At 74.0% G+C, this 13143-nt stretch carries 12 protein-coding genes; 8 read left to right on the plus strand and 4 right to left on the minus strand.

Features of this window, described 5'->3' with window-relative positions; all coding sequences use genetic code 11:
• Positions 1–1209 (plus strand): HNH endonuclease signature motif containing protein (locus Q0963_RS07100; protein ID WP_299444647.1); only part of this gene is annotated, 1209 nt, incomplete at its 5' end.
• 65 nt (positions 1210–1274) lie between these two features.
• A complete protein-coding gene (locus Q0963_RS07105; RefSeq protein WP_299444649.1) occupies positions 1275–2447 on the plus strand; it encodes a MalY/PatB family protein in 1173 nt (390 codons plus the stop codon).
• A gap of 21 nt (positions 2448–2468) precedes the next feature.
• On the opposite strand, the gene Q0963_RS07110 is transcribed toward Q0963_RS07105, so the two are convergent.
• Positions 2469–3692 carry an MFS transporter gene (locus Q0963_RS07110; RefSeq protein ID WP_299444651.1) on the minus strand — a complete coding sequence of 408 codons (1224 nt, stop codon included), beginning with the start codon at positions 3690–3692 and terminating at the stop codon, positions 2469–2471.
• A gap of 105 nt (positions 3693–3797) precedes the next feature.
• Between Q0963_RS07110 and Q0963_RS07115 the strand changes: the two genes are divergently transcribed.
• Positions 3798–4784, plus strand: coding sequence for an NADPH:quinone oxidoreductase family protein (locus Q0963_RS07115; RefSeq protein WP_299444653.1), 987 nt, complete (start codon positions 3798–3800; stop codon positions 4782–4784).
• On the opposite strand, the gene Q0963_RS07120 is transcribed toward Q0963_RS07115, so the two are convergent.
• Positions 4774–5238, minus strand: a complete 465-nt coding sequence (locus tag Q0963_RS07120) for a GNAT family N-acetyltransferase (RefSeq protein ID WP_299444655.1) — start codon at positions 5236–5238, stop codon at positions 4774–4776. The genes Q0963_RS07115 and Q0963_RS07120 overlap by 11 nt on opposite strands.
• Positions 5239–5337: 99 nt before the next feature.
• Between Q0963_RS07120 and Q0963_RS07125 the strand changes: the two genes are divergently transcribed.
• Both Q0963_RS07125 and Q0963_RS07130 read left to right on the plus strand, forming a co-directional pair.
• Positions 5338–7422, plus strand: a complete 2085-nt coding sequence (locus tag Q0963_RS07125; protein WP_299444657.1) for an NAD(+) synthase — start codon at positions 5338–5340, stop codon at positions 7420–7422.
• On the plus strand, positions 7419–8960 hold the full coding sequence (locus Q0963_RS07130) for a fused MFS/spermidine synthase (protein ID WP_299444659.1): 1542 nt from the start codon (positions 7419–7421) through the stop codon (positions 8958–8960). The genes Q0963_RS07125 and Q0963_RS07130 overlap by 4 nt, the downstream gene beginning before the upstream one ends.
• Before the next feature lie 20 nt (positions 8961–8980).
• Here the strand turns inward: Q0963_RS07130 and Q0963_RS07135 are convergent, their stop codons facing one another.
• On the minus strand, positions 8981–9472 hold the full coding sequence (locus Q0963_RS07135; protein ID WP_299444661.1) for a GNAT family N-acetyltransferase: 492 nt from the start codon (positions 9470–9472) through the stop codon (positions 8981–8983).
• Between the two features lie 84 nt (positions 9473–9556).
• Here Q0963_RS07135 and Q0963_RS07140 point away from each other — a divergent pair, with 84 nt between their 5' ends.
• Together Q0963_RS07140 and Q0963_RS07145 are read left to right on the plus strand one after the other, a co-directional pair.
• Positions 9557–10360 (plus strand): HAD-IIA family hydrolase, encoded by an 804-nt coding sequence (locus Q0963_RS07140; RefSeq protein ID WP_299444663.1) that lies wholly within the window; start codon positions 9557–9559, stop codon positions 10358–10360.
• The gene (locus tag Q0963_RS07145; RefSeq protein WP_299444665.1) at positions 10357–10692 is read left to right on the plus strand and encodes a DUF952 domain-containing protein; all 336 of its coding nucleotides are present in this window, start codon (positions 10357–10359) and stop codon (positions 10690–10692) included. The genes Q0963_RS07140 and Q0963_RS07145 overlap by 4 nt, the downstream gene beginning before the upstream one ends.
• Here Q0963_RS07145 and Q0963_RS07150 read toward each other — a convergent pair.
• On the minus strand, positions 10679–12397 hold the full coding sequence (locus Q0963_RS07150; protein ID WP_299444667.1) for an aminotransferase class V-fold PLP-dependent enzyme: 1719 nt from the start codon (positions 12395–12397) through the stop codon (positions 10679–10681). The genes Q0963_RS07145 and Q0963_RS07150 overlap by 14 nt on opposite strands.
• Positions 12398–12480: 83 nt before the next feature.
• Here Q0963_RS07150 and Q0963_RS07155 point away from each other — a divergent pair, with 83 nt between their 5' ends.
• The gene (locus Q0963_RS07155) at positions 12481–13125 is read left to right on the plus strand and encodes a TetR/AcrR family transcriptional regulator (RefSeq protein ID WP_299444669.1); all 645 of its coding nucleotides are present in this window, start codon (positions 12481–12483) and stop codon (positions 13123–13125) included.
• The last annotated feature ends 18 nt before the right edge of the window (positions 13126–13143 follow it).

The raw sequence follows: 13143 nt of genomic DNA on the forward strand, positions 1-13143 counted from the left end.
GCCGCCACCGTTCTCGCCGCCCTCGAGCCGTGGTTCGGGGTCGAGGACGCCCCCCGGCTGCGGCGCCGCACCCGCCGGCTGCTGGCCCGGGTCTGTCCCGACCTGCTCCGGCAGCGGGCCGTGCGGGCCCGCTCGGAGTCGGCGCTGCGACGCTGGGTCGACGAGCCCGGTGTCGACACCTGGCTCGGCACCTTCCCCTCCGAGGAGGCCTGCCGGGCCTGGGCCGCCGTCGACGCCCTCGCCCAGCGCTACGTCACCGACGGCGTCTGTGAGCGGATCGACCGGGCCCGCGCCAAGGCCCTCACCGACCTCGTCACCGGCCAGGCCACCATCGATGTCGAGGTCGTCCTCACCACCGCGGCCACAGCGGCCATCCCAGCCACCGCCACCGCGGCCACCGCCATCGCACACGCCGCTCCCCCAGCACGCCCGGCCCTGGCGCCGGACCCCGCGGTGGTGACGCCCGCGACCGCCGCGGGTGACCTCGTCGAGGTGACCGGGCCCGCGGCAGCCGACCCCGTCCTCGTGCCGCGCGGCTGGCTCGACGACACCATCCGCGCCACCACCACCAAGAGGGACCCGGCTGACCGGGACAGCCTCGGCCGGCCCCGGGTCGTGCCGTGCCACCCCGGCACCGGGGCCCTCACCGACCCCGGCGACGCCCTGGCCACCACCGCCTACCGACCCGGCACCGCCCTCACCGCGCTCGTCAGAGCCCGCGACCGCCACTGCCGCTTCCCCGGCTGCCACGTCGCCGCCCGGTTCTGCGACCTCGACCACGTCACCCCCTGGCCCACCGGCCCCACCACCGCCATCAACCTCGCCACCCTCTGCCGCCGCCACCACCGCACCAAACAACGCCCCGGCTGGCGCGCCGTCCTGCACCCCGACGCCACCATGACCTGGACCGACCCCACCGGCCGGCACCGCACCACCCACCCCACCGACCAGCGCCACCACGCCACCCTCCCCGACACCGGCACCGACCCCACCCCGCCGGCACCAGGCACCCCCAGCCTCGCCGTCCCCGACGGCCCCCACTCCCCCCTCGACTTCACCCTCGAACACCACCTCCGGGGCGCACTCACCGCCCCCCGCTGCCGCGTCGACCTCCACGACCTCAGGAGCCGCCCGGGCCCGGCGATCGTCCGCATCCGCTGCCGCGACCATCGGCGGCGACCGCCACCCCCGGATGCCCCGCCGTACTGATGAGCCGCCATCGGGCTGCGCAATGATGGAGCCCTGACCTCCGACGGGTCGGCAGGAGGCTGGACATGGCGACGCCGCGCACCGCCGACGGTCCCGAGGTGGGCCGCCGTCAGGGCAGCGACCCCGCGACGCTGCAGCGGCACTTCGGCACGAGCGAGGGCGTGCTCCCGCTGTGGATCGCCGAACCCGACGTCGACCTCGCCCCGGAGGTCACCGCCGCTCTGCGTGCCCGGGCCGGAACGGGGTGGTACGGCTACGAGACGAGGCCCGACGCGGTGCTCGAGTCGTTCTGGGCCTGGGCGGCGGCCCGCCACGGCTGGAGCGGCGAGGGCCTGCGCACGCTCGTCAGCCCGAGTGTCGGCACCTCGGTCGGGGTGCTCATCGAGCAGATGACCTCCCCCGGCGACGGGGAGATCCTCCAGCCTCCGGTGTTCACGGACTTCAAGCCGTTGGTCACGGCTGCTGGTCGGCGGCCGATCCGCAACGCGCTCGTGCGGACCCAGGCCGGGTACCGGATCGACCTCGACGGCCTCGCCGCGGTGGCCGCCGAGCCCTCGACCCGGATGCTCATCCTGTGCAGCCCGCACAACCCGGTGGGTCGGGTCTGGACCTCGGCCGAGCTGCGGCAGGTCGCCGAGATCTGCGTGGAGCACGACGTCTTCGTCCTCGCCGACGAGATCCACGCCGACATCACCCTGCCACCGCACCGGTTCGTGCCGTTCGCCGTGGCCGCGCGCGGCATCGACGTCGCCTGGGCGGCGACCCACGGCCCCATCAAGAGCTTCGGTCTCGCGGGGGTGTGCGACACCCTGCTGGTCACCGACCGGGCCGAGGTCGGTGACCGGTTCGAGACGCGGAGCTCCCAGCTCCATCTGACGCGGAACAACGTGTTCGGCCTCGCCGCGTTCGACGCGGCCTACCGGCACGGCGGCCCGTGGTTCGACGACCTCCTCGCGCTCGTCGCGCGGAACGTCGAGCTGCTGCGGGCGGCGCTCCCCCAGCAGATCACCGTCGCCCCGGTGGAGGGCACCTATCTGGCGTGGCTGGACCTGCGGGGGCTCGGCCTGGAGGTCCGCGAGATCCCCGGCTGGCTGGGGTCGGTCGCCGGCGTGGCGATGAGCCCGGGCCACTGGTTCGGGCGCGAGGGCGCCGGGTTCGCGCGGATGACCCTCGCGACGCCGAGCGACACCGTTGCCCTGGCCGCGGAACGGCTCACGGCCGCCGTCGCCCGCCGGTAGACCGCGGCGGGTGCTCGAGCCTCAGGCGACGCCGGTGGGGACGTCCGCCGGGGCGGTGCGCGTGACACCCGGCCGGGCCCGTCGGTCGCGACGGTGCAGCAGGACCGAGGCGCCCAGCACCGCGAGTCCGAGCACCGCCAGCCCCACCCCGACCCACGACGGGGCGGTGTAGCCGTAGCCGCCCGCGATGACGGCGCCGCCGAGGAAGGCGCCGAGCGCGTTGGCGAGGTTGAGCGCTGCGTGGTTGCCCGCCGCCGCCAGGGTCTGCGCCGCACCGGCCACCTGCATGAGCCGGAGCTGGAGGTTGATGACGAGGACGGACGCGAGGATCGAGGTCATCGCGAGGACGACGAGCGCGGGGATCGCGTACGGAGCGGCGACGGCGAAGAGGGCCAGTGAGACGCCGATCCCCACCATCCCGATGACGATCGAGCGGAGCACCGACCAGTCGCCCAGCCTCCCCGCCAGGACGTTGCCCACGAGGCCGGAGGCGCCGAACACGAGCAGGAACACGGGGACGGCGGACTCCGACAGGCCGGTGACCTCGGTGACCGTCGGCGCGATGTAGGAGTACATGGCGAACATCCCGCCGAAGCCGATCGCGCCGACGGCGAGGGTGAGCAGGACCTGGACGTTCTTCAACGCGGCGAGCTCGGCGCGCATCGTGCGCGACCGGTCCCCCGGCAGTTGCGGCACCTGAGCCGCGACCAGCGCCACCGTCGCGAGACCCAGGACCGCCACCAGCCAGTACGCCGACCGCCACCCGGCGTGCTGCCCGAGCCAGGTGGCGCCGGGCACCCCCAGCACGTTGGCGATCGGGATCCCGAGCATCACCGTGCCGACAGCCCGGCCGGCCCGGCCGCGGGGGGCGAGGTCGACGGCGACGAGCGCGGCGACGCCGAAGAAGGCGCCGTGCGGCAGACCGGCGAGGAACCGGGCCCCGACGAGGAGCTCGTAGCTCGGGGCGAGGGCGCTCAGCGCGTTGCCGGCGGCGAACGCCACCATCAGCCCGAGCAGCAGCCCCTTGCGCGGCAGGGTCGCGCCGAGGGCGGCGATGAGCGGGGCTCCGACGACGACACCGGCGGCGTACGCCGAGATCGTGTGCCCGGCCTCCGGGATCGACACGGTGACGCCGTCGGCGATCTGCGGCAGGAGACCCATCGTGACGAACTCGGTCGTCCCGATGGCGATGCCGCCGAGAATGAGGGCGGCCGTGGCGAGGGCAGGATGGCGGGGCGCGGGCACAAGGGATGCAAGCCCGTCGACGGCCTCGCGCATTCCCGCGACACGCACAGCCGTCGGGATGTCACGCGGTGTTCACACCCACAGCCACGTCCCTACGATCGGAGGATGCGCGCAGCCCAGGTCACCCGGCTCGACGGACCCGGCGCCGTCGAGGTCGTCGACGTCCCCGATCCGCAGGACACCGGCATCCCCGCCACCCGGGTCGTCATCGACGTCGCGGCGGCCGGGGTCTGCTTCCCGGACGTCCTGCTCACCCGTGGCGAGTACCAGCTGCGGCCCGACCCGCCGTTCGTGCCCGGGTCCGAGATCGCCGGGCGGGTCCGGTCGGCACCCCCCGGCTCGGGGCTCGCGACCGGGGACCGGGTGGCGGCGTTCTGCGTCCTCGGTGGCTTCGCCGAGGCCGTCGCCGTCGACCCGGCCATGGTCTTCCCCCTGCCCGACGCCACGACGTGGTCGGCCGGGGCGGCGCTGCCGATGAACTACCTCACCTGCCACTTCGCACTCCGGGAACGGGGCCGGATCCGCGCGGGTGACACCGTCCTGGTCCACGGGGCGGCGGGCGGCGTCGGCACGGCGGCGGTCCAGCTGGCCAAGGCCTGGGACGCCCGGGTCGTCGCGGTGGTCTCCACCGACGCCAAGGCTGCGGTCGCCCGAGCCGCCGGCGCCGACGACGTGGTGCTCGCGGACGGGTTTAAGGACGCCGTCGCCGACCTCACCTCGGGTCGGGGGGTCGACCTCGTCGTCGACCCCGTCGGCGGCGACCGGCTCACCGACTCCCTGCGGTCCCTCGCCCCCGGGGGCCGTCACCTCGTCATCGGGTTCACCGCGGGGTCCATCCCGGAGGTCAAGGTCAACCGGCTGCTGCTGGGCAACATCTCGGTCGTCGGGGTGGGCTGGGGCGCCTGGTGGACGCATCCGGCGGGTCCGGGCACCGGCTACCTGCGGCGGCAGTGGGACGACCTCGTGCCGCTGCTGGAGTCCGGTGCCGTCGACCCCGTCATCGGCGAGGTCCGTGGCCTCGACGAGGTTGTCGCCGCCCTGCTCGCCGTCGACGAGCGCCGGGCCACCGGCAAGGTCCTGCTCACGCCCTGACGGCGTCCCGGGGGCGCCGGGCCACGACCTCGCCGTCGTCCTCCTCCCCGGTCTCGACGAAGCCGAGGGACCGGTAGAGGTGACGGGCAGCCGAGTTCGCCGGGTCGTAGGTGAGGGCCGCCTCCTGGTAGCCGGGGGACGCCTCGAACCTCGCCAGCAGGGCCTGGACGGCGGCCCGGCCGATCCCGCGGCCCTGGTGGGCGGCATCGACGACGAGCCCGCCGATCCAGTGACTCCCGTCGCTGTCGTCGATCGCCCACATGACGAAGCCGACGACGCGGCCGCCTGCCCGGATGGCGAGCGGCTGCCAGAGCCCGTCGTACACGCACAAGCAGAGGTACCGGGTCACCGGCGCCACCCACTCCGACTGGTCCGGGCGGGGCGCGAGGTCCGCGACCTCACGCCAGGTCGCGGCGTCGACGGCCTGCAACGATACGGACGGAGCGGGAGTCATGGCCGGGCAGTCTTGCAGACCCGCCGCCTGCTGGCGGCGCCCAGAGGGCGAGGGTTGACCGGGACCGCTCGCGCGGGCATCGGCACTAGCCTCGGGGCCATGGACTTCCGGAACGTCTACGCCCACGGGTTCGCCCGGGTCGCGGCGTGCACCCTCCCCGTCGCCCTCGCCGACCCCGCCGAGAACGCGCGGCGCATCGTCGAGCAGGTCCGGGCCTGTCACGACGACGGCGTCGCGGTCGCCCTGTTCCCCGAGCTGTCGCTCTCGGGCTACGCCATCGACGACCTGCTGCTCCAGGACGTGCTCCTCGATGCCGTCGACGACGCCGTCGTCGCGATCGCCGAGGCCACAGCCGGGCTGACCCCGCTCGTCGTCGTCGGCGCGCCCCTGCGGCACGGGCACCGTCTCTACAACTGCGCCGTCGCGATCCACCGCGGCTCGGTGCTCGGCGTCGCCCCGAAGGCCTACCTCCCGACGTACCGGGAGTTCTACGAGAAGCGGTGGTTCGCGGCCGGCACGGGGCAGGAGGGTCAGTTCCTCGTCCGGGCGGGGTGGCCCGGAGCGGACGCCGACGGCGAGATTCCGTTCGGCCCGGACCTGCTGTTCACCGCCGACGACGTGCCGGGTCTCGTCGTGCACGCCGAGGTGTGCGAGGACCTGTGGGTGCCCGTGCCCCCCAGCCACGAGGCCGCGCTGGCCGGGGCGACGGTGCTGCTCAACCTGTCGGCGTCCCCCATCACGGTCGGGCGCGCGGAAGACCGTCACCTGCTGGCCCGCTCGGCCAGCGCGCGGTGCAACGCCGCCTACGTCTACGCCGCCGCGAGCGCCGGCGAGTCCAGCACCGACCTGTCGTGGGACGGCATGACGATGGCGTACGAGATGGGCGACCTCCTCGGCGAGTCCGAGCGGTTCCCCGAGGGCCCGCGCCGCACCGTCGTCGACGTCGACCTCGACCGGCTCCGCCAGGAGCGCATCCGGCAGGGGTCCTTCGACGACAACGCGGGTGCCTACTCCGCCGACGACGCCGGCTTCCGGGTGGTCCCGTTCCGGCTCCGCCCGCCGGGCGGGGACCTCGGCCTGCGGCGGGTCGTCGACCGGTTCCCCTTCGTGCCCGACGACCCGGCCCGCCTCGCGCTGGACTGCTACGAGGCGTACAACATCCAGGTCAGCGCCCTCGAGCAGCGGATGCGGGCCATCGGCGGGGGCGACCCGGCCCGGATGCCGCGCATCGTCATCGGCGTCTCGGGTGGGCTCGACTCCACCCACGCGCTGATCGTCGCGGTCAAGGCCTGCGACCGGCTGGGGCTGCCCCGCACCCACGTGCTCGGCCTGACGATGCCGGGGTTCGCGACGAGCGCGGGCACCAAGGACAACGCGATCCACCTCATGGAGTCCCTGCGCATCGAGTGGGACGTCGTCGACATCCGCCCCCTCGCCACCCAGATGCTGCGCGACCTCGGCCACCCGGCCGGCGACGGCGACGAGGTCTACGACGTGACGTTCGAGAACGTCCAGGCCGGCCTGCGCACCGACGTGCTGTTCCGCACGGCCAACCACCGCGGCGGCATCGTCCTGGGCACCGGCGACCTCTCCGAGCTCGCCCTCGGGTGGTGCACCTACGGCGTCGGCGACCAGATGTCGCACTACGGGGTCAATGCCGGCGTGCCGAAGACCCTGATCCAGCACCTGATCCGCTGGGTCGTCTCCTCCGGCCAGCTCGGGGACGACGAGGCCGGGCGCACCCTCCTGCGCATCCTCGACACCGAGATCAGCCCCGAGCTCGTCCCGGCGAGGGAGGGCGAGCGGATCCAGTCGACGCAGGACACCATCGGGCCCTACGCGCTGCACGACTTCACCCTCTTCCACGTCCTGCGGCGCGGCTACCGGCCGAGCAAGATCGCCTTCCTCGCCGAGCACGCCTGGCGTGACGTCGCGGTCGGCGAGTGGCCCCCGGGCTACCCCGAGCGCGACCGCACCGACTACGACCTGGCCACCGTGCGCCACTGGATGCAGGTGTTCCTGAAGCGGTTCTTCGCGAACCAGTTCAAGCGTTCGGCGCTCCCGAACGGGCCGAAGGTCGTGGCCGGGGGCTCGTTGTCGCCGCGTGGCGACTGGCGGATGCCGTCGGACGCCTCGGCCGCCGCCTGGCTCGCCGAGCTCGAGACGAACGTCCCGGAGTCGTGAGGAAGGGCGACCGGCACGAGCCCGGCATCGGTGGCACCGCCGCCACCGCGCTGGTCTTCGGCTCCTCCGCGGCCGTGCTCGTCGTCGAGATCGTCGCGCTGCGCCTCCTCGCGCCCTACCTCGGCCTGACCCTCGAGACGAGCACCCTCGTCATCGGGCTCGCACTGGCGGCCATCGCCGCAGGGGCGTGGCTCGGTGGCCGCTGGGCCGACGAGCGCAACGCGCGCGTCCTGCTGGGCCCGTTGCTCCTCGCGGCGGGCGTCGTCGTCGCGGCCACACCGTTCGTCGTGCGCGCCGCCGGCACCCTGGCAGGAGGCTCGTTCCTCCTCGTCGCGGCCGCGGCGACGATCATCGTCCCGGGCGTCCTCCTGTCGGCGGTCACCCCGATGGTGACCAAGCTGCGCCTCTCGACCCTCGCCGAGACCGGGTCGGTCGTCGGCCGGCTGTCGGGGATCGGCACGGCCGGAGCGATCCTCGGCACCGTGCTCACCGGGTTCGTCCTCATCTCCCGGGTCCCCGTCACCTGGATCATGGTCGGCCTCGGCGTCCTGCTCGCCGTCGGCGGCGTCGTGACCCAGGTCGGCTCGCGCCGCTCCGCCACCGCCACCGCGGCGGTCGTCGTCGGCCTCGGCGGGCTCGGCGCGGCCCTCGTCCCGAGCAACTGCGACGTCGAGACCGTCTACCACTGCGCCGTCGTCGCCTCCGACGCGGACGACCCGCGCGGTCGCACCCTCGTCCTGGACAACCTGCGGCACTCCTTCGTCGACCTCGACGACCCGACCCGGCTCGAGTTCGCCTACATCCGTGCCCTGGCCGCCGCCACGGAGTCGCAGTTCCCATCGGAGGCGCCGCTGCAGGCGCATCACCTCGGCGGTGGCGGGCTCACCCTGCCGCGGTTCCTCGCCGCCGAACGGCCCGGCACCGTCAGCACCGTCTCCGAGATCGACCCGGGGGTCGTCGCGGTCGACGAGCAGCGACTCGGCCTGCGCACCGGTCCGGACCTGCGGGTGCGGGTCGAGGACGCCCGCAGCGGACTGCGGGCGGTGGCCGACGACAGCCTCGACCTCGTCGTCGGCGACGCCTTCGGTGGGGTGAGCGTGCCGTGGCACCTCACGACCCGCGAGGCCCTGCTCGGCGTCGAGCGGGTGCTGCGGGCGGACGGCGTGTACGCGGCCAACCTCATCGACCACGGCCCGCTCGGCTTCGCCCGCGCCGAGGCGGCAACTCTGGCCACGGTCTTCGAGCACGTGGCTCTCGCCGCGACCCCCGCGTCGGTCGCCGGCCCGGGCGGCACGGACGGTGCGGGCGGCCGCCGCGGGGGGAACCTCGTCGTGCTCGCCTCGCACGCGCCGATCGACACCGCCGCCTGGGCCGGCCGGCTCGCCGAGCGCGAGGTGGGGTGGGAGGTCATCGACGGTGCCGCCCTCGAGGCCTGGGTCGGGGACGCCCCGGTCCTCACCGACGACTACGCGCCGGTCGACCAGCTGCTCACGCCGTACGCGCGCACCGCTGCCGCCGCGCCCGACTCGAAGGACTGACGGCCGCGGCCAGCGGCGGGTCAGCGGCGGGTCGCCGCGAGCGCGGCGAGCGCCTGCCCATCGAGCCGGAAGCGGGTCCACTCGTCCTGCGCTAGTGCCCCGATGGACTCGTAGAAGCCGATGCTCGGGGCGTTCCAGTCCAGGACCCACCACTCGAGCCGGGAGTAGCCCCGCTCGACGCAGACCCCCGCGAGCGTCCGGAGCAGGTCCTGGCCCAGGCCCGAGCCCCGGTGTGCCGGGTCGACGTAGAGGTCCTCGAGCCACACCCCGTTCGTCCCGGTCCACGTCGAGTACGACAGGAACCACACGGCCATCCCGACGACCTCGTCGTCGACCTCCGCCACGTGCGCGAACGTCGTCGTCACCCCGTCGTCCGGGAAGAGCGCCGCACGGACGTGCTCGTCGGAGGCGTCGACCTCGTGCAGTGCCTTCTCGTACTCGGCGAGATCACGGACCATCCGGACGATCGCCGGGACGTCGTGCGGGGTCGCGGGGCGGATGCGCTGGCTCACCCTGCGACCCTATGCCGACGTCGGGCGGGGTCGACGAGTGGACGACTGCCCCGCGGACGGCGGACGACCGACGACAATGGCGCCATGACGACCCCGCGCCCGGTCCACACGTGGCTCACCGACATGGACGGCGTCCTCGTCCACGAGGAGGAGCCGATCCCCGGGGCGGCCGAGTTCATCGAGGCCCTGAAGTCCTCCGGGTGTCCGTTCCTCGTCCTGACCAACAACTCCGTCTTCACTCCGCGCGACCTGCGGGCCAGGCTGCTGCGCAGCGGGATCGACGTGCCGGAGACCTGCATCTGGACCTCCGCCCTGGCCACCGCCGACTTCCTCGCCGACCAGCGCCCCGGGGGGTCCGCCTTCGCCGTCGGTGAGTCGGGGCTCACGACGGCCCTGCACGACGTCGGCTACGTCCTCACCGACCGCGACCCCGACTACGTCGTCCTCGGCGAGACCCGGACCTACTCCTTCGAGGCGATCACCAAGGCGATCCGGCACATCGAGGCGGGCGCTCGCTTCATCGCGACCAACCCCGACCCGAGCGGGCCGAGCATCCACGGCACGCTGCCCGCGACGGGGTCGGTGGCCGCGCTCATCAGCACCGCGACCGGGCGCACTCCGTACTTCATCGGCAAGCCCAACCCGCTCATGATGCGCAGCGCACTCAACCGCCTCGAAGCCCACTCCGAGACGACGGTGATGATCGGGGACCGGATGGACACCGACATCAAGAGCGGGCTGGAGGCGGGCCTCCGCACGGTCCTGGTGTCCACCGGGTCCACCCGGCCGGGCGACGTCGAGGCCTTCCCCTACCGGCCCACCCGGGTCGTGGAGTCCATCGCCGACGTCGTGCCGTTCGTCCACGAGCTCTCGGCCCGGGACGCGTGAGCACGCCGGAGGCCCTGTTCCACGTCGCCGACGCCGACGAGTGGGCCGCGGCACGGCGGACGGGACGGTACGAGCGGTCGACGCGGGGCCTGTCCCTCGCCGAGGTCGGGTTCGTCCACCTGTCGACGGCCGAGCAGTGGCCCGGGGTGCTGCGCCGGTTCTACGGCGAGCACGAGGGCGGGCTTCTCCTGTTGACGATCGACCCCGCGCTGCTCACCGCTCCGCTGCGCTGGGAGGTCGGCGACCCGACGACCGGCGAGGAGTTCCCGCACCTCTACGGCCCGCTCGACGTGGCCGCCGTCACCGCGGCCACCCCGCTCAGGGACCGCTGACCGCGCCGGCCGGCAGGTCGAACCAGCGGAGATGCTCGAAGTCGGCGGACAGGTGCTCGGCCGCCACGGCGAGGTCCGGCGGGGTCGCGGCCGCGAGGATGCGAGCGGCGTCCGCGAGGTGGTCGGCGAGCATCCCCTCGCCGCCGCGGGTGTCCGAGGCCGGGAGGTGCAGCACTCCCTCGTCGTCGTAGCGCACGTCGGCGAGGCGGACCCGGGGCTCGACGACCCCCCGCCGGTGCCGCCACAGCCCGGTGAGCGGGTCGAAGCCGTAGTCGCCGAGCAGCCGCCAGCCGTCCCGGGCGACCATTCGGACCGCCTCGACGATGTAGTCCGCGACGGTGTCGGAGATGAAGTAGTTGAAGTTGACCCGCACCCAGCCCGGCTTGATGCCCTCACAGCCTCCGGTGATCTCGCGCTCGAACTCGTGGCTGCGCTCGAGGTCGATGCCGAGGAGCCGGTGCCCGTACGGGCCGGCGCACGAGCACCCACCGCGCGACTGGACCCCGAAGAGGTCGTTGAGCAGGGCGACGACGAAGTTGTGGTGCAGGTGCCGGCCCGCCGGGGAGCGCACGACGAACGAGACGATCGAGAGGCGCTCCGCGTCGAGGTTGCCGAGGATCTCGATCGCCGGCTCGGCCCGCCACGCGGTGACGGCCCGCTCGAGGAACCGCTCCTCGCGGGCCCGGATCGTGTCGACCCCGACGGCGTCCTTGAGCTGGAAGACGAGCCCGGCCCGGATCGACTCGATGATGGCCGGGGTGCCGCCCTCCTCCCGGTGCTCCGGGTCGGCGAGATACGCGTGGTCCTCGGGGTTGACGTAGGCCACGGTCCCGCCGCCCGGGACGACGGGCACCCGGTTGCCGAACAGCTCGCGCCGCGCCACGAGCACCCCCGGGGTCGAGGGGCCGCCGATGAACTTGTGCGGCGACAGGAAGATCGCGTCCTTGTAGGCGAGCGGGTCGCCGCCCTCCGGAGCCGCCATCTCGATGTCGACGTACGGCCCGGCCGCGGCGAAGTCCCAGAACGCCAGGGCCCCGTGCCGGTGCAGCAGCGCCGAGATGCCGTGGGTGTCCGAGACGATGCCCGTGACGTTGGACGCGGCGCTGAACGAGCCGATGACCAGCGGCCGGTCGGCGTACTCCGTGAGCCGGGCGCCGAGGTCGGCGGTGTCGATGCGCCCGTCGGCGTCCTCGTGGATCGTCACGACGTCGGCGATCGTCTCGCGCCACGGGATCTCGTTGCTGTGGTGCTCGTAGGGGCCGATGAGCACGACCGGGCGCTGGTCCGCGGGGATGTGGCTCGAGAGGCTCCAGCGGTCCTCGAGCGCCGACGGGATGCGCAGGCCGAGGACCCCGATGAGCTTGTCGATCGCGCCGGTGCACCCCGACCCGGCGAACACGACGACGGTGTCGGCGTCCCCGTGCACCGCCGCGTGGATGACCCGGCGGGCGTCCTCCCGCAGCCGGGTCGTCTGGAGCCCGGTGCCGCTGGACTCGGTGTGCGTGTTCGCGTAGGCGGGCAGCACCTCGTCGCGGATGAAGTCCTCGATGAAGGCCAGCGCCCGGCCGGAGGCGGTGTAGTCGGCGTAGGTGACGCGACGACGCCCGTAGGGGGTCTCCATCACGTGGTCCTCGCCGATGACGGCGTCCCGCACGAGCGCCAGCAGCGCGTCGGCCCGGCGGTCTGCGGCAGAGCGGTCGACCATGCCCCCAGCGTCCCACGACGGTGCCGGGACAGCACCTCCCCCCTGGCGTGCATCACAGTGCATCGTTGCACTATCGTGCAGTGATGACCGGCCGCCCGACCTGCGTGACCTCCTCGCTGCGCGACCGCAAGCGTGCGGACACCCGCCGGGCCCTGGCCCGGGCGGCGTACACGATCGTGCGCGACGAGGGGATCGACGCGATCACCGCCGACGCCGTCGCCGAACGCGCGGGGGTCTCCCGCCGGACGTTCTTCAACTACTACCCCTCCGTCGAGTCCGTCCTCACCGCGACCGTCGCCGAGTTCTTCGCCTCGGTCAGCGGGCGGCTGGAGGCACGCCCGCTGGGTGAGCCGGTCCGCCGGAGCCTGCTGTCGGTGGTCGACGACCCCACCGACCTCGACCTCGTCGAGCGCATCGGCGTCCTCGCCGCGGCCGGCACGGCCTCCCCGCACGCCAACGCGCTCATCCTCGCCGAGCTGCACGGGTGGCTCGACTGGCTCGAGCCGTGGCTCCGCGAGCGCCTGGGCCCCGGGCCCTCCGAGCTGCACATCGCGACGCTCGCGACGTCGATCCTCGCTGCCGGGGAGGCCGCGATGCGGGTGTGGGCCCGTCACGCCGCGGACGGGCCGCCCGGACCCCCCACGTCGTTCCACGCCACCTTCGCCGAAGCCCTCGGCCACCTCGGCACCGACCTCCTGCCCGACGCCACCGCTGGCCGGCAGCGCTGACCGCGATCGCCAGACCAC

Origin of the sequence: uncultured Phycicoccus sp. (genome assembly GCF_947495705.1) — a bacterium.
Classification (GTDB): domain Bacteria; phylum Actinomycetota; class Actinomycetes; order Actinomycetales; family Dermatophilaceae; genus Phycicoccus.

Coding starts and splice junctions, on each gene's coding strand:
- Q0963_RS07115 (WP_299444653.1), top strand. CDS start 3,798: ATGCGCGCAGCCCAGGTCACCCGGCTCGACGGACCCGGCGCCGTCGAG.
- Q0963_RS07150 (WP_299444667.1), bottom strand. CDS start 12,397: ATGGTCGACCGCTCTGCCGCAGACCGCCGGGCCGACGCGCTGCTGGCG.
- Q0963_RS07155 (WP_299444669.1), top strand. CDS start 12,481: ATGACCGGCCGCCCGACCTGCGTGACCTCCTCGCTGCGCGACCGCAAG.
- Q0963_RS07120 (WP_299444655.1), bottom strand. CDS start 5,238: ATGACTCCCGCTCCGTCCGTATCGTTGCAGGCCGTCGACGCCGCGACC.
- Q0963_RS07140 (WP_299444663.1), top strand. CDS start 9,557: ATGACGACCCCGCGCCCGGTCCACACGTGGCTCACCGACATGGACGGC.
- Q0963_RS07105 (WP_299444649.1), top strand. CDS start 1,275: ATGGCGACGCCGCGCACCGCCGACGGTCCCGAGGTGGGCCGCCGTCAG.
- Q0963_RS07125 (WP_299444657.1), top strand. CDS start 5,338: ATGGACTTCCGGAACGTCTACGCCCACGGGTTCGCCCGGGTCGCGGCG.